The sequence below is a fragment of the Mesorhizobium sp. P2_A8 genome, from assembly GCF_056404935.1.
In genome coordinates this window covers 771,515-788,969 of record NZ_JBFUDB010000001.1, presented here as the reverse complement: position 1 = coordinate 788,969, position 17,455 = coordinate 771,515, and the positions used below count along the sequence as shown (strand labels likewise).

The window sequence follows — 17,455 nt, the reverse complement described above, 5'->3', positions numbered from 1 at the left end:
GGTTGCATCTCGCACCCTCAATGCTTGATGCGGTCGCGCATCGCGTACCAGAGCATGCCGAGCACATAGAGCGGACCGCGCAGTGCCGTGCCGCCGGGGAACGGCATGGGCGTCAGCGTCGAGAACAGGTCGAGCCGTGCGGCGTCGCCGGTGATCGCCTCGGACAGGAGCTTGCCCGACAGCGTCGAAAGAATCACCCCCTTGCCGGAATAGCCATGCGCGAAATAGACCTCGCCATAGTGCCCGACATGCGGCAGGCGCGACGTCGTCACCGACACCAGCCCGCCCCAGGCGTGATCGATGCGGCAGCCCTGAAGTTGCGGAAAGGTCTTTTCCATATGCGGCCGCACGAAGCCGGCAATGTCGGCCGGCGGCGACGGCGTGTAGCGCTCGCCGCCGCCGAACAGCAGGCGTCCGTCCGCCGACATCCGGTAATAGTTGACGACGAAGCGGGTGTCGGACACCGCGACATTCGCCGGGATGACATTGCGTTTGCCTCCCAGCGGCTCGGTGGCGACGATGTAGTTGCCGACCGGCATGATGCGGCTGTTGACACGCGGCTCCAGCCCGTTGAGCAGTGCATCGCCTGCCAGCACGACATGCTTTGCCCGGACCGACCCCTTGGCCGTCGAGACCTTGATCGAAGGCTCCCGCTCCAGCCGCACGGCAATCGAATTCTCGTGGATGACAACGCCCGCCGCGACCGCGGCGCGCGCAAGGCCGAGCGTGTAATTCAGCGGATGCATGTGGCCGCCAAGCGGCTCGTACATCGCGCCGTGATAGGGCGTGTCGACCTTGGAGCGGGCGTCCGCCGCCGACAGGATTTCGGCATGCGGGAACTTCATCACCGTGGCCAGGCACTCGGCTTCTTCCTCAAGATCCTTGAGATCGGAGCCGTTGACCGCGCCGACCAGATGTCCGGTCAGCCGAAGATCGCAATCGATGGCATGGCGCTCGATGATCTCGAGCACCAGCCCGCGCGCCTCGAAGGCGAGGTCGAACAATGCCTTCGCTCGTTCAGGTCCGTAGAGCTTGACCAGGCCTTTGGCGCCCTTGCGCAGGCCGGGAATCATTTGACCGCCATTGCGCCCCGATGCGCCCCAGCCGATCTTGCCGCCTTCGAGCAGCACCACCTTCAACCCGCGTTCGGCGGCGTGAAGGGCCGCCGACAGGCCGGTACAGCCGCCGCCGACCACCACCAGGTCGGCGTCGACATCGCCCTGCAGGGCGGGATGGTCCGGCGACGGATTTGCCGTCGCGACATAGTAGGATTTGCCGATATCCAGGCCGGAATTGAAGCCCATCATCACACCTTCAGCAGCAGGTGGTCGCGTTCCCAGCTCGTAACCACGCCCTGGAACAGGTCGAGTTCGACGCTCTTGACGCGCAGATAGGTCTGGAAGAAGTCCTCGCCGAGCAGTGTCCGCACCGGCTCGCAAGCGGTGAAACGATCCAGCGCCTCCTCCATGGTTTTCGGCAGAGTGCTCTTGATCTTGTAGGCATTGCCCGACGCCTCGGCCGAGCGCGCGAGTTTCTGCTCGACACCGAGATAGCCTGCGAGAAGCGAGCCGGCGATCGCCAGATAGGGGTTGGAATCCGCACCCGGCAAGCGGTTCTCGATCCGCCGCGCGGCGCGACCACCGGCCGGCACGCGCAGGCCGCAGGAGCGGTTGTCGTGCGACCATTCGATGTTGGCAGGCGCGCTGTGGTTTGGGCGGATGCGGCGGAACGAGTTCACGTTCGGCGCAAACAGCGGCATGATCTCGGGGACATATGTCTGCAGGCCGCCGATGAAATGGCCGAACATCTCGGTGTCGGCATCATCAGTGCCGGCAAACAGCGTCTTGCCGGCCTCGTCGATGACCGACATGTGCAGATGCATCGAGCTTCCCGCTTGTGCCGCGATCGGCTTGGCCATGAAGGTGGCGTGCATGCCGCTTTGCTGCGCGGCTTGGCGCGTCAGCCGTTTGAACAGCAGCACCTTGTCGGCCAGCGGCAGCGCATCGCCATGCAGGAAATTGATCTCCAGCTGCGCCGTGCCCGATTCATGGATCAGCGTGTCGAGCGGCAGCCCCGCTGCTGCGGCATAGTCATAGATGCGGCGGATCACCGGCTCGAATTCCTCGAGCGCGGCCATGTCATAGGGATGCTGCACGGTCTCCGTGCGGCCATTGCCGCCAACCGGTGCGGTCAGCGGCCGGTCGGGATCGGGATTGGGCGCGGTCAGATAGAATTCAAGCTCCGGCGCCACCACCGCCCGCCAGCCGCGCTGGCGGTAGAGGTCGAGCACTGCCCGCAAGACATGACGTGGCGAGGCCATCCATGGCCGGTCGTCCATGTGGAAGGCATCGGCAAACACATAGGCCTTGCCAGCGGCCGCGCCAGGCGCCAGGCAGAGCGTCGAAACGTCAGGCACCATGCGCATATCGGGGTCCTGATAGGCAAAACCCTCGTCGATCGAGCCGGAATAGCGGCCGTCGATGCTGACCAGAAAAGCGCTGCTCGGCAGATAGAGCGCGCGGTCTTCCAGTGCTTTGAGGAACTTGGCCGTTGGCAGCGCCTTGCCGCGCAGGACGCCGTTCATGTCGGGCACCAGGCACTCGACCTCGTTGATGCAGTACTGGGCCAGCCAGGCCTTGGGGTCGCTGGCGCCGGAGAGCGAGGTATTCGTGTTTTTGTCAGGCATTTCGTTCATGTCCGTATCAGGGAGAGTATGGCTTGCGCGGCCACGTCCGTTCCCGGGATCAGCGCCATATGGGCTGCATTGTCCCTGAGACGGGCGCGCATTGAGTCATCGGCCAGCAGGCCGAGAATGGCTCTTTCCAGTACTCCTTCGGTCCAGCCGTCACGGCCGATATGATTGCCGACGCCGGTCTCCTCGGCGCGCCGCGCATTGTCATGCCCGTCCCAGCAATAGGGCATGATCAGCGACGGCACGCCGAAGCGCAGCGCCTCGCAAAAACTGTTGTTGCCGCCATGGTGGATGAACAGGTCCGACTTCGCCACCACCGAGGGCTGCGGAAACCAGGCATCGAGATAGACATTGTCCGGCACCGCGCGATAGGCGTCGCGCAAGCCGCCGGCATTGACGATGAACCGCGCCGGCAGCCTGTCGAACACGGCCAGCATTCGCTCGATCAGTCCGACATCCATGGCCCCTAAGCTGCCGAAGCTGACATAGACCAGCGGTCCGCCATTGCGCGGAAACACCGGCACCTGGAACGGGCCTTCCGAGCGCACGCAGCCTTCGAGATAGACGAAGCGGGCTGGATCGAGCGGCTCGGCGCGCTCGCGGCGCACGATCGTCGGCGTCAGCAGCAGGTTGAGGTCAGGCGAGGCTTCGAGGAACAAGCCCTTCGCGAGCGGCGCCAGGCCGGCATCCGCCCGGAAGCGGTTGAAGCGGTCATGCGCCGGCGCCGAGGCCTTGAGATAGCGGGCCTCGAACGCCTCGCGTTGCGGGTCGTCAGCGCCCAGCCCCGACAGATAGGGCGGCACGGCAGCGTCCGGAAGCTCGGTCTCGGCGCAGGAAACGACACGCACCCACGGGCAGCCGGCCGCAGCGATCGCTGGGAACATGATGACATTGTCGAGCACCACCGCGTCCGGTTTCAGCCGCGCCAGCAATTGCCGCAGCGGCGCCTCGGCATTGACCGCGGTGTCGACGATCGCTTGCCAGGTCGGCGCGACATAGGTTTCGAGCTGGTCGATCGGGCTCAGCCTGAAATGCGGCAGATGCCTGCGCACGAAAGCCTGCCAGTAGCTCTGGCGCTCGCTGTCGCTCAGCGGCTCGTCGGTCGGCAGCTGATATTCCTGAAAACCATAGTCGGCAAAGACACCGGAAAAGCCGGCATGGCAGATGAAGACTGGCCGGGCGCCTTTTGCCCGCAGCGCCTGCGCAATGCCGACGCAATTCAACGCCGCGCCGAAACTGGCTTCGGGAAACAGCGCGATGGTCGGGCTGGCTTTACGCGTCAATCAATCCTCGTCATTCCGGCCGGCTGATCATGCCGAACAGGGCGGGAGCCCCGCGACTGGCCGCTTGCGGTCGCTGGTTGCGGGAGAGCCGCAGGTGAATGCGAAGCAGATCGGCAGCCACCTCATACTGCCGGCTTTCAAGATGGTCGAGTATATTCAGGTGTTCGCGCAGCGACTGCCGCAGCCGGAAGACGTTGACGCCGGCATAGATGCCTGGCAGCCGGCGCAGCCTGAGGTGATCGGCCAGCGCGTCGGCCACGAAGCGGTTGGCGCAGCCCTCGGCCAGCATGCCGTGAAAATCGATGTCCAGCCGCTGGAACTCGCGTGTGTCGAAGGCGGCGTCCGCCAGTGCCGACAGCGCTTCCATGCTCTGGCGCAATGCCGCGGCACGTGCGCCGTCCAGCCGGAAGCCGGGCGTCAGGATGGCGGCCGGCTCCAGCAGCAAGCGGAACTCATAGCTTTCGCCTTGTGCCTCCGGATCGTCTGGCGCGCGCCGGAAAAGCCAGGACTGCCCCGGCGCACGGTCCAGAAGATTCTCTTCCGTCAGTTTGTTGAGCGCTTTTAGTACCGTCTTTCGTTCAGCATCGTACCGCCGCATCAGTCCCGCGACGGTTACTGTCTGGTCCAGCCGCCGCGCCGACCGGTCGCGCAGGATCGCCTCGGCAAGCTCGTCCTCCTCGGTGACAGGCAGTTCCGTGGCAACAGTCGCCTGCGCGGTGAGGTCGATGGCCAGATGATAGCCCGATGCCGCCTCCCAACGTACAACGCCCTGTTCCGCAAGCAGGCTGAGCGCCGCCCGCACCGGCGTGCGCGAAACATTGCACAGCGACGCGATCTGCTGCTCCGGCAGGCGTGCGCCGGGCTCGAAGCCGCGCTGCCGCGCCACATCCAGGATGCGCTGCGCCAGATCGAGGTGGTTGGTGCGGGGTCGTCGGGCTGCGGCTTGCATGACAATGCTCGTGAACGGACGTGGCCAATACGCTTTGACCGATCGGCCTCGCGGACGCAATCGGTCAGATTCCTCGGTCGCTTGGCAAATTATGGATTGACGTACTTTTTTCTGCAATAGTACTGTCAGGACAATCGGCCAAAAAAGACCGAGGGAACAGGATCGAGGCGGCGGCACGGGTCGCAGGCGTTGGTCCGGCGAATGAATTCGACGATCAACCAGAATGGGGAACCTGTCATGACCGCCACGACCTTTCTGCGGCACCGTTCGCTGAAGATGCCGTCAATCGCACTCGGCCTTGCCTTGGCGCTGTCGGCGCCGGCGATGGCTGCGGACCTCGTCATTTCCAACTGGGACGGCTACATGGCCCCCGACGCCATGGCCGCCTTCAAGACCGCGACCGGGGTTTCTGGCGAGGTGGTTGTTCATGCCACCAATGAAGAGATCATGGGCAAGCTCATCGCCGCCGGCGGCAAAGGCTATGACGTGGTCTTCGTATCCTCGCCCTTCGCCGAAGTGTTGAACAAGCTCGGCCTGACCGAGCCCATCGACCACGCCAAGGTCCCCAACCTCGCCAACCTCTATCCGGAAGCGACAAAGCTTCCGCACGATGTCGGCAACACGTTTTCCGTGCCTTACACCTGGGGCACGACAGGCCTCTGCTATCGCTCCGACCTGATGAAGGTCGCGCCCACGAGTTGGAGCGACCTGCTCGCCCCGTCCGATGAGCTGAAGGGCAAGACCACAATGCTGGCGACCGATCGCTGGCTGCTGGCCGCCGGCCAGCTCGACAAGGGCTTTTCCGTCAACGAGACCGATCCGGCCAAGATGGCCGAGGTCAAGGACCTGCTGATCTCGGCCAAGAAGACCCTGCTCGCCTATGACGACACCACTTTCTATTCCAAGCTGGTTTCCGGCGAGGCGCTGATGGTGCAGGCATGGGACGGCTGGTGCAATTACGGCATCGCCGAGAAGCCCGAGATCAAGTACGTCATCCCCAAGGAAGGCTCCGACCTGTGGGTCGACACGATGGTGGTGATGAAGGCCTCGGCCAACAAGGACGCCGCCTTCCAGTTCATCAATTTCATGCTCGACGCCAAGAACCACGCCTGGGCGGCGCAGAACATCGACTACAAGGTGCCGAACAAGCCGGCCATGGAAAGCCTGCCGGCCGATTTCCTGGCAAAATTCCCCAACATGGCGATGCCGGTGGCCGACCTCGTCAAGTTCGAGCAACTGCGGGATGTTGGCGACGCCCAGCGCGACTATTCGAAGATCGTGAGCGAGATCAAGGCCGCACAGTAAACGGCCTCAAACCAGACATCACGGCTGGCGGCGCTTCTGCCGCCGGCCCTGAGCGGTACCCGAAAATTGTCCCAGACCCGACTTCGCTCCTCCTTGCTGATGGCCCCGGCGCTGGTCTGGCTGACCGCGCTGATGGTGGTGCCGTGCGCCCTGGTGCTGGCGCTCGCCTTCTTCCGGCGCGGCATCTATGGCGGCATCGAATACACTTTTACGCTGGAGAATTTCGGGCTGGTCTTCGACCCGCTCTATGCCGGCATCTTCCTCAACTCGGCACGCATCGCCGGCACAGCGACGCTCATCGCGGTGGTGATCGGTTATGCCGCCGCCTATGCCATATCAGCCGCACCGCGCCGGTTGCAGCCGGTGTTCCTGTTCTTCGCCGTGCTGCCGTTCTGGTCCAACTACCTGATCCGCACCTATGCCTGGATCGTGCTGCTCAACCGCGAAGGGCTGATCACCCAGCTCTTGCGCTGGTTTGGCTACACCGGCGAGCCACCGTCGATGCTCTATACGGAAGGCGCCGTCATCGCCGGCCTGGTCTACAACTACCTGCCGTTCGTCATCCTTGCCTGCTACGCGCCACTGTCGCGGCTCAACCCGGAACTCGCCGAAGCCTCGCGCGACCTCGGCGCGTCGGCGATAACCACCTTTCGCCGGGTCATCCTGCCGCTGACCGTGCCGGGCATCGCCGCCGGTGCGGTCTTCGTCTTCGTGCTGTCGATCGGCAATTTCGTCACGCCGGCGCTGCTCGGAGGTGGCCGCTTCCAGATGATCGGCAATCTCGTCTACGACCAGTTCCTGACCGCCAATGACTGGCCGTTCGGCGCAGCACTGGCCATGGCGCTGATCGCCATCATGCTGCTGGTGCTGATGGCGCAGGCCTTGGCCGCCGACCGCGCCTCGGGCCGGACCGCGCAAGTGAGCGGTGGCGCCGATGGCTGAGCGCTCTCCCACCACGCGGCGCGCACTCTGGCTGCTACTGAGCCTCGTCTTCGCCTTCCTCTACATTCCGATTGCCGTGCTGGTGGCGCTGTCCTTCAACGAAGGCGGACTGCCGACGGCATGGTCCGGCTTTTCGCTGAAATGGTACATCTCGCTGGCCGGCAATTCCGCCATCCTCTCCGCCGCGCTCAACACGCTGATCGTGGCGCTGGTCTCGACCGCCGTCGCCACACTGCTCGGCACGCTGCTGGCGATCGGCGTCGAGATGCGCCGGCAGTATGGCAAGGGCCTCGAGGCACTGATCTTCGCCCCGATGATCATCCCCGACATCGTGCTGGCCATCGCGCTGCTCTCGTTTTTCTCCATGCTCAACCTGACCATGGGCCTGCACACCATCATCCTGGCTCATGTCGTCTTCAACCTCGCCTTCGTCTGCTCGGTGGTGCGCGCAAGGTTGAAGAGTTTCGACTGGTCGATTGTCGAAGCGTCAGCCGACCTTGGCGCCTCCGCCGTCACCACCTTCCGGCGGGTGACATTGCCGGTCATCCTGCCGGCGGTGATCGCCGGCGCGCTGCTTGCCTTCACGCTGTCGGTCGACGAGTTCATCATCGCCTTTTTCACCGCCGGCGCCGGCCGCGCCTCGACCACGCTGCCGATGCAGATCTATGCGATGATCCGCTTCGGCATCACGCCGGAGATCAACGCCCTGGCGACCATCGTCATGGCGGTCAGCATCACCGCGCTGACCCTGTCGCAGCGTCTCAACCGCGGGATTATCGGCCAATGAGCGAACCACGCACGCTGCTGGCCATCGACAAGGTGTCGAAGAATTTCGGCCGCGTTACCGCCGTCGACGGCATTTCGCTCGACATCCGCGAGAACGAGTTTTTCGCCCTGCTCGGCCCTTCCGGCTGCGGCAAGACCACGCTGCTGCGCATGCTGGCCGGCTTCGAGACGCCCAGTGGCGGACGGATCCTGCTCGATGGGCGCGATATCGCCAGGACCCCGCCCAACAAACGGCCGGTCAATCTGATGTTCCAGTCCTACGCGCTGTTTCCGCATATGAGCGTCCGGGCCAATGTGTCCTATGGGCTGGAGATGGAGCGCTTGCCGGCTAGCGAAATCCGCTCCCGCGTCGATGCCATCCTGGCGACAACCGAACTCGTCCCCTTCGCCGACCGCAAGCCGGAGCAATTGTCGGGCGGCCAGAAGCAGCGCGTCGCGCTCGCCCGGGCGCTGGTCAAGCGGCCCCGGCTGCTGTTGCTCGACGAGCCGCTGGGCGCGCTCGACAAGAAGCTGCGCGGCGCCATGCAGTTGGAATTGAAACGCCTGCAGCACGAGGTCGGCATCACCTTCGTCATCGTCACCCACGACCAGGAAGAATCGCTTGTCATGGCCGACCGCATGGCGGTGCTGAAGGATGGCAGATTGCTGCAATGCGACACCCCGCACGCGGTCTACGAACATCCCGGCGACCGTTTCGTCGCCGACTTCATCGGTGTGATGAACTTCGTGCCGGGCAAGGCCGCCGCCGATGGCGTCATGGCGGGCAATGGCACCCGGATCGCCGGCAAGGTTCCCGCCTCGCTTTCGCCCGGTGCGTCCGCTGTCGCGTCGGTGCGGCCCGAGCGCATCCGGCTGTTCCCCTCGGGTGAGACCGCCAACCGCACCACCGGCACGGTCGAGGCGATGGCCTATCAGGGGCTCGACCTGCAGCTGCATGTGCGCACCCCCCTGTCACCGAAGCCGTTCCTCGTTCGGGTCACCGCCGATGCCGCCGACCGCCGGCCAGTCTCGTCGGGCGACCAGGTCGAACTCGGCTGGGACGCCGCCGATGTCAGAATTTTCGCAGATTGAAGGAGAAGCCTGATGGCGCAGAAGACGATCGCGTTTTTTCCCGAAGCCGCCTACGGCCCGGCGCTCAATTCCGTCGGCATTGCCCAGGCGGTCGAGGCGCGTGGACACAAGGCCGTGTTCCTGTCCGATCCCGGCTTCGTCGATGTCTACAAGGGCTACGGCTTCGAGGCCCATCCGGTGAATCTGTCCGAGCCGATGCCGCCGGAGCAGATGGCCAAGTTCTGGGAGGATTTCATCAACGGCCACATCCCGAACTTCCGCAAATCGCCCTACGACCAAGTCGACAATTACGTGAAGGATTGCTGGACGGCGATCGTCGACAGCGCCAAATGGGCGCAGAAGGACCTGCCGCGCGTTCTGGCCAGCATCAAACCGGACGTGATCTGCGTCGACAACGTCATCCTGTTTCCGGCGATCAAGCAGTTCGGCAAGCCGTGGGTGCGCGTCATCTCCTGCTCGGAAAACGAGATCGAGGATGAGGACATTCCGCCGCATCTCTCCGGCTGCGGCGAGAACGACCATGCCGGACACCAGCGCTACCGCGACCATTTCAACGCGGTGATCAAGCCGATCCATGACGACTTCAATACCTTCCTCACCGCCAACAACGAGGCGCCCTATCCGATCGGCCAGTTCTTCGAGGCCTCGCCCTATCTCAACCTGCTGCTTTATCCCGAGGCGGCGAAGTTCAAGCGCCGCCATCCGCTCGACCCGGCAAAATTCCAGTATCTCGAAGGCTGCGTGCGTCAGGAAAAGCCCTACACGGTGCCGACCTTCGCTGAGAACAATGACGGGCCGCTGCTCTATGTTTCCTTCGGCAGCCTGGGCGCCGGCGATGTCGACCTGTTGAAGCGCATCATCGCGACATTGGGCAAGACGCGCTACCGCGCGCTGGTCAATGTCGGCGGCTACAAGGACCAGTACACGGACGTGCCCGGCAATATCATCGTCGAGAGCTGGTTCCCGCAGCCTTCGGTCATCCCGCAGGTCGACGCGGTGATCCACCATGGCGGCAACAACTCGTTCACCGAGTGCCTCTATTTCGGCAAGCCGGCGATCATCATGCCCTATGTCTGGGACGGTCACGACAACGCCACCCGCGTCGAGGAAACCGGCCACGGCTTCGGCATGCCGCGCTACGACTGGAGCGATGCCGATCTGATCGCGAAGATCGAAGCCTGCCTGACGGAACCAGCGATGAAAGCCAAGCTGGCGAAGACCTCGGCACAGATGCACGCGCAGAACGGCCCGGAAAAGGCTGCTGGATTGCTGGAGAGATTGCTGTGACCTCCTCCGCCCCACACCTCCACCAGGCCTCGACCCGCACTGATCTCGTCGACTGGGGCGCTCAGCCGGATGCGCTGGAAGGCGCGTCGCATTCCACCGGCCGGCTGGTGCACAAGGGGCCGAACAACCAGCCGGAATCCGGCATCTGGGTCTGCACGCCCGGGCGCTGGCGGCTGGCGATCCCGCGCGACGAATTGTGCCATTTTGTCGCCGGCCGCGCGACCTACCGGTCGGATGTCGGCGAAGTGATAGAAGTCTCCGCAGGAACCGTGGTCATGTTCCCAGCCGGCTGGGCGGGTGAGTGCACGGTCCATGAGACCATGCGCAACGTCTACATGCTGGCCTGAAAGCATGATCCCGAACCGAAGGACCGCGCCAGCGAAAAGTGGGACCCGGCTTTCGGACGAGTTCATCCTCAAGCAAAGGTACACGGAGTTTGATGACGTGCTGACACCGCATTGGCCGAAGGCCTCGACCGTGGACCTGGAGGACTGGGGCGCGGGTAGCAACACGCTTGCCGGCTCGCCACGCGCCTCTGGCAAGATCCTGTCGCAGAACCCGGACGGATCGAGTGAATGCGGCCTCTGGTCATGCACGTCAGGCACGCGAAAAGTCACCTTCCCTGCCGACGAGTTCTGTCATTTCCTGTCGGGACGCGGCAGCTATGTCCATGAGAATGGCGAGCAGATTCCGGTCGAGGCCGGCACGCTTGTGTTCTTCCCCGCCGGCTGGACCGGCATCTCCATCATCACCGAAACGCTGACCAAGGCCTTCATGTGCCGGTGAGCGCCCATTCCAAGGAAATCGACATGACCACGCCCATCATGAAATCCCCACTCACCATTACCGACCTCGTCGACTGGGGCGTCATCCCGACAATGATCGAGGGCGAATCCCGCACCTCGGGCAAGCTTCTGTACAAGGGGCCAGAAGGTCGCTCCGAGTGCGGCCTATGGGTCTGCACGCCGGGCAAATGGCATTGCCACGTCACCCGCGACGAGTTCTGCCACTTCCTCGAAGGCCGCTGCACCTACGTCCATGAGTCCGGCGAAATCATCGAGATCGAGCCGGACACGGCAGCGTTTTTTCCACAGGATTGGAAAGGCGTCTGCACCGTCCATGAGACGATCAAGAAGGTCTACATGATCCGCTGAGCGGGTCCGAGAGGATGTCCATGCATTTCTCCCCTGACCGGCCGGCTTTCTTCGTCAACCCGGATTACCGGCCGATGGCCGGCCCGAACAAACCGGTGATCGATCCGGCGACGATGGAAACGGTCGGCGTCATCGCGCCCGCCGGCGACGGCGAGATCGATGCCGTGCTCACTGCGGCCACCAAGGCGCAGGCCGCCTGGAAGAAACTCGACGCCAAGAGCCGGGCCAAGCATCTGCATGCCGTCGCCAACGCCATCGAGGCGGCCGACTTCACGCGCTGCGCCGAACTGATGGTGCGTGAGATGGGCAAGCCTTATCCGGAAGCGATCGGCGAGATCGCCAACTGCGCGCCGATCTTCCGCTACTATGCCGAGATGGCGCGCGACGACGCCGGCAAGATCGCCGGCACAACGCAGGCCGGTTCGTTCCAGTATGCGCGCTACGAGCCCTATGGCGTGTCGGTGCACATCATGCCCTACAACTTCCCGATCCTGCTGATGTGCTGGACCGTCGCCGCCTCGCTGGCCGCCGGCAATGCCTGCGTCATCAAGCCGGCCGAAGCGACGACGCTGTCGACGCTCGACTACATGACCGTGTTCCGCTCGCTGCCGGAAGGACTGGTCTCTTGCCTGCCCGGCGGTGCCGCCACCGCGCAGGCGCTGATCGCCTCGGAGCGCACCCATGCTGTCGCCTTCACCGGCTCGGTCGCCGCCGGCAAGGCAGTGGCCGTGGCCTGCGCCGAACGCATGAAGCCTTGCGTCATCGAGGCCGGCGGCAGCGATCCGCTGATCATCAGCAAACACGCCCCGCTCGAGATCGCGGCTGCCGGCAGCGTCACCGCCGCCTTCCATCTCACTGGCCAGGTCTGCACCTCGGCCGAACGCTTCTTCGTCGTCGACGACGTGCATGACCGCTTTGTCGACCTGTTCGCCGAAAGGACGCGCGCGCTGCGCATCGGCAACGGGCTGGACAAGACCGAGATCGGCCCGCTGGTCAGCGAAGGCGCGCGGGCCAAGGTCATGCGCCTGGTGGACGACGCTATTGCCAACGGCGCCGTTGCAGTCACCGGCGGCCGCATTCCGCCAGCGCACAACACAGGCTGGTTCTACGAGCCGACCATCCTCACCGGCGTCACCCCTGAGATGGCGATCGTGCGCGAAGAGTGTTTTGGCCCAGTTGCCGCGATCTGCCGGGTCAAGGATTTCGACGAGGCGATACGGCTTGCCAATGACAGCCCGTTCGGGCTCGGCGCCTCGGTGTTCACCACCGATCTCGCCGAGGCGCATGAGGCGGCCGAGCGGCTCGAGGCCGGCATGGTCTGGGTCAACAATCCGCTGATCGACAATGACGCCTTGCCCTTCGGCGGCTGGAAAGCGTCAGGCCTCGGCCGTGAGCTTGGCCGTCAGGGGCTTGATGCCTTCCGCCGCTCGAAGATGGTCATCATCGACCATAGACCGGCTATCCAGGACTGGTGGTATCCCTACCCTGACAGCTGGTTCCGCGAAACCGGCGGCCGCAAGCACGTCTGAAATGAGCCGCGCGGCAGCGCAGCGCCCGTCCGATAGGACGATCTTACGCCTCGATCGCTTCCACCAATGCCCGTGAGACAGAAGCAATCACCGCGTTGCGCTTGGCCAGGCTCTGTTTCGTGCCGGTCAGATAGACCGACATCACAATCGGATTGCCGGAAGTCGGCCAGATCACGGCCGCATCATTGGTGCTGCCGCGCGCGCCGGTTCCGGTCTTGTCGCCGCATGTCCAGCCTTTCGGCAGTGCTGCCCGGATGCGCTCGTCGCCGGTTTTGTTGGCCACCAGCCACTCGACAAGCTGCGCCCGACCCTTGTCCGACAGGCTGTTGCCGATCGTCAGCCGTTCAAAATTGTTAGCCATGGCCAGCGGTGAGGTCGTGTCGCGCGCGTCGCCCGGCAGCGACTCGTTCAGCTCCGGCTCGATCCGGTCCAGCCTGGTCACCTTGTCGCCGATCGAACGCAGATAGGACGTCAGTTGCGCCGGCCCGCCAAAGGACTCCAGCAAGAGATTGGCCGCCCCGTTGTCGCTGACTGTCACGGCGGCCTCGCAGAGCTGCGCTACCGCTATTTCGCCGCCAGCATGTTTCTTGGTCGTCGGAGAATTCGCGACGACAGCGTCGTGCGGGATCTTGACGTTGCGGTCGAGCTGCTCGATGCCGCCATCGACGCGATGCAACACGAACGCAGCTGCGAGGGCCTTGAAGGTGCTGCACATCGGAAACAGCTCGTTCTCGCGATAGCCGAATTGTGCCGTCGTTCCGGAGATTCGGCAGGCCACGCCGAGCCGACCACCGCTTTTCGCCTCGATCCGCCTTATTTTCGGCAAGACCTCATCAAATTTTGTCGGGCTCGTTGCCGCCTTCGCGATTGCGCCAAGGGTGACGGGGGCCGTCAAGACCACCGCGAGACCACCGATGAAACTGCGTCTGCTTGTCATGTCCGCACTCTCTGTTGCCCCGCACGGCAGAACTGGACCGGATCCGACGCCGTCGCAAACGAGTAAACATCGTCCCCGACATAAGAAAAACCTAGGGCTGGGGATTGATGAAGCGATCGCACCTCCCGCTGAATGGCTTGCGCGCCTTCGAGGCCTCCGCAAGGCATCTCAGCTTCACCGGCGCCGGCCTCGAGCTGCGCGTCACCCAGGCCGCCGTCAGCCATCAGATCAAGGGCCTTGAAGAGGTCCTTGGCGTCAGGCTCTTTCGCCGATTGCCGCACGGCCTCGCCTTGAGCGAGGAAGGCGAAGCCCTGCTGCCCGTGCTGAGCGATGCCTTCAACAGGATCAGCGACACGCTCGACCGCTTCGAGGGCGGCCGCTTCAACGACATCGTCACCGTCGGTGTCGTCGGCACTTTCGCCTCGGGCTGGCTGATCCCCAGATTGCCGGCATTTCACCAGGCCTATCCGGACATCGAATTGCGCATTTCGACCAACAACAACCGGGTCAATCTCGCCGCCGACGGTCTCGATTTCGCCATCCGCTTCGGCGACGGCTCCTGGCAAGGCACCGAGAACACGCCCCTGCTGCCGGGCGGCTTCTCGCCGGCCTGCACGCCCGACATCGCGGCGCGTCTGCGCGACCCCTCGGACCTGGCACGCGAAACGCTGCTGTGCTCCTACCGGGAAGACGAATGGTTGCGCTGGTTCGAGGCGGCGGGGTGTCATTGCCCGCCGATCAAAGGCATCGTCTTCGACTCATCGGTCACCATGGCGAACGCTGCTGTCCAGGGCGCCGGCGTGGCACTGCTGCCGGTTTCCATGTTCAGCCGCGAGCTCCGCTCGGCTGAGCTGGTGCAGCCTTTCGACTGTACGGTCGATGTCGGCCGATACTGGCTCTCAGTGCGGCGCAGGCGCCAGGACTCGCAGGCAATGACGATCTTTGCCGACTGGTTGAAGGCCGAGACGGAGTGCAATTCCAGGAAAAGTGTGTAGCGATTTTCCGTCCGGAATTGCGCCGACAAACAGATCGGCTTCAGCCGATGCTTTCGCCGCCGTCGATCACCAGCGCCTGGCCGGTCATGAAGGATGAGCGGTCGGAGACGAGGAACAGGATCGCCTCGGCGATCTCTTCAGCGCTCGCCCAGCGTCCCATCGGAATCTTGGTGCGGACGTAGTTTTCGATCGCCTGGCGCCCGCCCATCTGGGCGATGAACGGCTCGTTGAACGGCGTATCGACCCAGCCCGGGCAGAGCGCGTTGACGCGGACATTGTGCCTTGCATAGTCGAGCGACATCTGCCGCGTCATCGCCACAACGGCATGTTTGGAGGTGGCATAGGCGATCATTTCGCGGTCGTAGAACACGCCCGAATTGGAGGCCGTGTTGAGGATGACGCCGCCGCCCTGTGCGATCATCGACGGCATCACCAGCCTGGCTGCCAGGAACTGGGCCCGCACATTGACCCGCCACGAGGCGTCCATACCGCCGACCTCGACCTCGGTCAGCGCGCCGCCGACCTGGATGCCGGCGTGATTGTGCAGGATGTCGATACGCCCGTGCCTGTCGAGCGTACCAGCAATGAGCTCCTCTACTGCCGCATCTTCCGCGACATCGGTGGGGATTGCCTCGGCCCGGCCCCCCGCCGCACGAATGTCCGCAGCTGTTGCCTCCCCGCCGGCCTGATCCCTGTCGGCGATGACGACCATCGCGCCTTGCCCGCCCATGATCATGGCGCCGGCGCGCCCGATGCCGGAGCCGGCGCCCGTCACCACGGCGATGCGGTCTTTGAGGATCATGATGCGACTTTCAGTTCGGCGGTTTGCGTTGGCGCAGCTGCCATTGGGCAAGCACCACAAGCACGACGGAGGCGACGAGCACGATCGTCGCGATGGCATTGATTTCCGGCGTCACACCACGCCGGATCGACGCGAAGACGTAGATCGGCAGCGTCGTCTGCGCGCCGGCGACGAAGAACGCGACGATGAAATCGTCGAAGGAAAACGTGAAGGCGAGCAGGAATCCGGCAATCACCGCCGGCATGATCTGCGGCAGGACGATGCTACGGAACGTCGTCAACGGCGTGGCGTAGAGATCGCTCGAGGCCTCGACCAGATTGCGGTCGAGGCTGCCGAGACGCGTGCCGACGATCATCGTCACCAGCGCCATCGAGAACAGGCCATGCGCCGCGATGATCGAGCCATAACCGAGCGACAGCCGCGGCGGCTGGTCACCAGGCCACATCGAGGCGAGGAACGGGTTGACGACCGCGAACAGCTGGACGAGCGCGACCAGCGTCGAGATACCGATGACCACGCCTGGAACGACGATCGCGGCACCCAGAAGCGCATCGAAGATGGCGCGGGTCCGTACGCCGACGCGCGCCAGGCCAAGGGCGGCCGCGGTGCCGCACAGCGCCGCCAGCAGGGCACTGGTGGTGGCGATGAACAGGCTGTTCTTCAGCGCTTCGACCAGGAACGGATTCGCCAGCGCCTTGCCGTACCATTGTACCGAAAAACCGGTGAACTCGCTCGCGTGGTGGCCCGCGTTGAAGGAGAACAGCACCACCAGCGCGATTGGCAGATAGAGGAAAGCGAAGACGACGATGACGAAGGCGCGCATCAGATCAGATCCACCCGGCGCGCGCCCGAAACCCGTGTCGAGATGCGGTTGGCGGCAATCAGCACCACCACCGAGACCAGCACCAGCGTGATCGCGATGGCCGATCCGAACGGCCAGTTGCGCGATTGCAGGAACAGGTCGACCAGCGCATTGCCGATGAAGAACACCTTGCCGCCGCCAAGCAGCGTCGGGATCAGATATTCGCCGAGCAGCAGGATCATCACCAGCGAGAAGCCGGTCATCACCCCCGGCAGCGACAATTTCAATGTCACCCCCAGGAAGGTGGAGAGCGGCGTTGCACCCAGATCGGCGGAGGCTTCCAGCAGCCGGCGGTCGAGCCGCTCGAGGCTGACATAGATCGGCAGGATCATCAGCGGCAGATAGCCATAGACGATGCCAAGCAGGACGGCGCCCGGTGTGTTGATCAGCCTGATATCCTCGAAGCCGATATAGGCGAGCAGCGCCGGAATGCCGCGCCCGCCCAGCACATACATCCAGGCATAGGTCCGCATCAGAAGGCTGGTCCAGAACGGAATGACGACGAGCGCCAGCAGGATCAGCCGCCAGCGCTGCGGCGCTTGCAGGGCAAGGTAATAGGCGACCGGATAGGCGACGAGAAGACAGGCCAGCGCCCCCACCGGCGCCAGCAGCATCGTGTTCCAGAAGGCGGTCGCCCGCGCCGGAAGATTGGCATATTGCGCGAGCGTAAAGGCGGCCTGGTAGCCGCCTTCCGGTGCCCGCTCGCCGACGCTGAAGACGGCGATGGCGATGAACGGCAGCACCAGGAACACCACCAGCCACGCCGCCGCTGGACCGAGCAGCAAGGTGGTCATCAGATTGTGACGAAATTTGTTGCCGTGCATGAAACCGCCCCGGTGCCGGCGGACACACGCCCGCCGG

General features: G+C 64.2%; 18 protein-coding genes. 10 read left to right on the top strand and 8 right to left on the bottom strand.

Annotated features, from left to right (window positions below; all coding sequences use genetic code 11):
• Positions 1 to 17: 17 nt before the first annotated feature.
• The 4 genes from AC1D10_RS03860 to AC1D10_RS03845 are packed head-to-tail and all read right to left on the bottom strand — an operon-like array spanning position 18 to position 4,924.
• Positions 18 to 1,307 (bottom strand): NAD(P)/FAD-dependent oxidoreductase, encoded by a 1,290-nt coding sequence (locus tag AC1D10_RS03860; protein ID WP_477268984.1) that lies wholly within the window; start codon positions 1,305 to 1,307, stop codon positions 18 to 20.
• Positions 1,307 to 2,686: a glutamine synthetase family protein gene (locus tag AC1D10_RS03855; RefSeq protein ID WP_477268983.1), complete on the bottom strand. Its 1,380-nt coding sequence runs from the start codon at positions 2,684 to 2,686 to the stop codon at positions 1,307 to 1,309. The genes AC1D10_RS03860 and AC1D10_RS03855 overlap by 1 nt, the downstream gene beginning before the upstream one ends.
• Positions 2,687 to 2,691: 5 nt before the next feature.
• Positions 2,692 to 3,975 carry a nucleotide disphospho-sugar-binding domain-containing protein gene (locus tag AC1D10_RS03850; protein ID WP_477268982.1) on the bottom strand — a complete coding sequence of 428 codons (1,284 nt, stop codon included), beginning with the start codon at positions 3,973 to 3,975 and terminating at the stop codon, positions 2,692 to 2,694.
• Positions 3,976 to 3,985: 10 nt separating this feature from the next.
• On the bottom strand, positions 3,986 to 4,924 hold the full coding sequence (locus AC1D10_RS03845) for a GntR family transcriptional regulator (protein WP_477268981.1): 939 nt from the start codon (positions 4,922 to 4,924) through the stop codon (positions 3,986 to 3,988).
• A gap of 237 nt (positions 4,925 to 5,161) precedes the next feature.
• Here AC1D10_RS03845 and AC1D10_RS03840 point away from each other — a divergent pair, with 237 nt between their 5' ends.
• From AC1D10_RS03840 to AC1D10_RS03800, 9 genes are all read left to right on the top strand, one after another.
• Positions 5,162 to 6,229 carry a polyamine ABC transporter substrate-binding protein gene (locus AC1D10_RS03840; RefSeq protein WP_477268980.1) on the top strand — a complete coding sequence of 356 codons (1,068 nt, stop codon included), beginning with the start codon at positions 5,162 to 5,164 and terminating at the stop codon, positions 6,227 to 6,229.
• Positions 6,230 to 6,328: 99 nt separating this feature from the next.
• Complete coding sequence (locus AC1D10_RS03835) at positions 6,329 to 7,171, top strand: ABC transporter permease (protein WP_477269834.1); 843 nt, start codon at positions 6,329 to 6,331, stop codon at positions 7,169 to 7,171.
• Positions 7,164 to 7,958 carry an ABC transporter permease gene (locus tag AC1D10_RS03830; RefSeq protein ID WP_477268979.1) on the top strand — a complete coding sequence of 265 codons (795 nt, stop codon included), beginning with the start codon at positions 7,164 to 7,166 and terminating at the stop codon, positions 7,956 to 7,958. Before AC1D10_RS03835 ends, AC1D10_RS03830 begins: the two co-directional genes overlap by 8 nt.
• Positions 7,955 to 9,028 carry an ABC transporter ATP-binding protein gene (locus AC1D10_RS03825; protein ID WP_477268978.1) on the top strand — a complete coding sequence of 358 codons (1,074 nt, stop codon included), beginning with the start codon at positions 7,955 to 7,957 and terminating at the stop codon, positions 9,026 to 9,028. Before AC1D10_RS03830 ends, AC1D10_RS03825 begins: the two co-directional genes overlap by 4 nt.
• Before the next feature lie 12 nt (positions 9,029 to 9,040).
• Positions 9,041 to 10,315, top strand: a complete 1,275-nt coding sequence (locus AC1D10_RS03820; RefSeq protein ID WP_477268977.1) for a glycosyltransferase — start codon at positions 9,041 to 9,043, stop codon at positions 10,313 to 10,315.
• Positions 10,312 to 10,662: a cupin domain-containing protein gene (locus tag AC1D10_RS03815; protein WP_477268976.1), complete on the top strand. Its 351-nt coding sequence runs from the start codon at positions 10,312 to 10,314 to the stop codon at positions 10,660 to 10,662. Before AC1D10_RS03820 ends, AC1D10_RS03815 begins: the two co-directional genes overlap by 4 nt.
• A gap of 97 nt (positions 10,663 to 10,759) precedes the next feature.
• Entirely contained in the window at positions 10,760 to 11,101 is a 342-nt protein-coding gene (locus tag AC1D10_RS03810; RefSeq protein WP_477268975.1) for a cupin domain-containing protein, read from the top strand.
• Between the two features lie 23 nt (positions 11,102 to 11,124).
• Entirely contained in the window at positions 11,125 to 11,469 is a 345-nt protein-coding gene (locus AC1D10_RS03805) for a cupin domain-containing protein (protein WP_477268974.1), read from the top strand.
• Positions 11,470 to 11,489: 20 nt separating this feature from the next.
• Complete coding sequence (locus AC1D10_RS03800; RefSeq protein ID WP_477268973.1) at positions 11,490 to 12,998, top strand: aldehyde dehydrogenase family protein; 1,509 nt, start codon at positions 11,490 to 11,492, stop codon at positions 12,996 to 12,998.
• Positions 12,999 to 13,041: 43 nt separating this feature from the next.
• On the opposite strand, the gene bla is transcribed toward AC1D10_RS03800, so the two are convergent.
• A complete protein-coding gene (gene bla / locus AC1D10_RS03795; RefSeq protein ID WP_477268972.1) occupies positions 13,042 to 13,935 on the bottom strand; it encodes a class A beta-lactamase in 894 nt (297 codons plus the stop codon).
• Positions 13,936 to 14,042: 107 nt separating this feature from the next.
• On the opposite strand from bla, the gene AC1D10_RS03790 reads away from it, so the two are divergent.
• Entirely contained in the window at positions 14,043 to 14,930 is an 888-nt protein-coding gene (locus AC1D10_RS03790; protein WP_477268971.1) for a LysR family transcriptional regulator, read from the top strand.
• Positions 14,931 to 14,970: 40 nt separating this feature from the next.
• Here the strand turns inward: AC1D10_RS03790 and AC1D10_RS03785 are convergent, their stop codons facing one another.
• The 3 genes from AC1D10_RS03785 to AC1D10_RS03775 are packed head-to-tail and all read right to left on the bottom strand — an operon-like array spanning position 14,971 to position 17,418.
• Positions 14,971 to 15,732: an SDR family NAD(P)-dependent oxidoreductase gene (locus tag AC1D10_RS03785; RefSeq protein ID WP_477268970.1), complete on the bottom strand. Its 762-nt coding sequence runs from the start codon at positions 15,730 to 15,732 to the stop codon at positions 14,971 to 14,973.
• Positions 15,733 to 15,742: 10 nt separating this feature from the next.
• Entirely contained in the window at positions 15,743 to 16,555 is an 813-nt protein-coding gene (locus AC1D10_RS03780; protein ID WP_477268969.1) for an ABC transporter permease, read from the bottom strand.
• A complete protein-coding gene (locus AC1D10_RS03775) occupies positions 16,555 to 17,418 on the bottom strand; it encodes an ABC transporter permease (protein ID WP_477268968.1) in 864 nt (287 codons plus the stop codon). Before AC1D10_RS03775 ends, AC1D10_RS03780 begins: the two co-directional genes overlap by 1 nt.
• Between the last annotated feature and the right edge of the window lie 37 nt (positions 17,419 to 17,455).